The 512-nt window shown below is 67.2% G+C and carries 1 protein-coding gene; it reads right to left on the reverse strand.

Going from position 1 to position 512, the window contains the following annotated elements; all coding sequences use genetic code 11:
* Positions 1-463: arabinosyltransferase C-terminal domain-containing protein (locus RKE40_RS29725; protein ID WP_316021749.1), on the reverse strand; the 463-nt coding region annotated here is incomplete at its 3' end.
* Positions 464-512: the final 49 nt, after the last annotated feature.

Here is a 512-nt window from a genome sequence, read left to right on the forward strand (position 1 = left end):
TGGCTCCGAAGCTGCCGAGGACCGGGGTCGTTTCGGGGTTCAGTCCGAACGGCAGAGCGACTGTGCTGCCGTTGATTCCGACGTTCTCGTTGGTTCCGCCCGAGGTGCCTGCGGAGTTCGACGAGGTGGCCGACGCGCTCTCTTCGGAGTCCTCGGGGCGGATGGAGTTGGCACTGCCCTGGGCGGTGTCCTCGGAGTCGGCCGTGAGGTCTTCGGCGACGCCGTCCGGGGTGAATCCGGTGCTGCCGCCTGCTCCCAGCGCGTCCGGGGCGGGGTCGATCGGCTGCAGGACGGATCCGTTGACGTCGGTCTCCACCTGCACGTCACCGGCGAGTCCGCACGAGTTGCCCGCGAGTGCGGAGAAGTTGGATCGCGCGATGGAGTACGCAGGGTATTGCGCCACAGCGCCTTTGGCGAACGAGAGCACTTCGAATGCGACGACACCGCCGGCGACGATGGTCAACGCGGAGGGGGCGAAGCGTCGACGCGTGGTGGTTTCTGCTGTGCGATAA

Source organism: Allobosea rubneri (genome assembly GCF_032464875.1).
Classification (GTDB): domain Bacteria; phylum Pseudomonadota; class Alphaproteobacteria; order Rhizobiales; family Beijerinckiaceae; genus Allobosea; species Allobosea rubneri.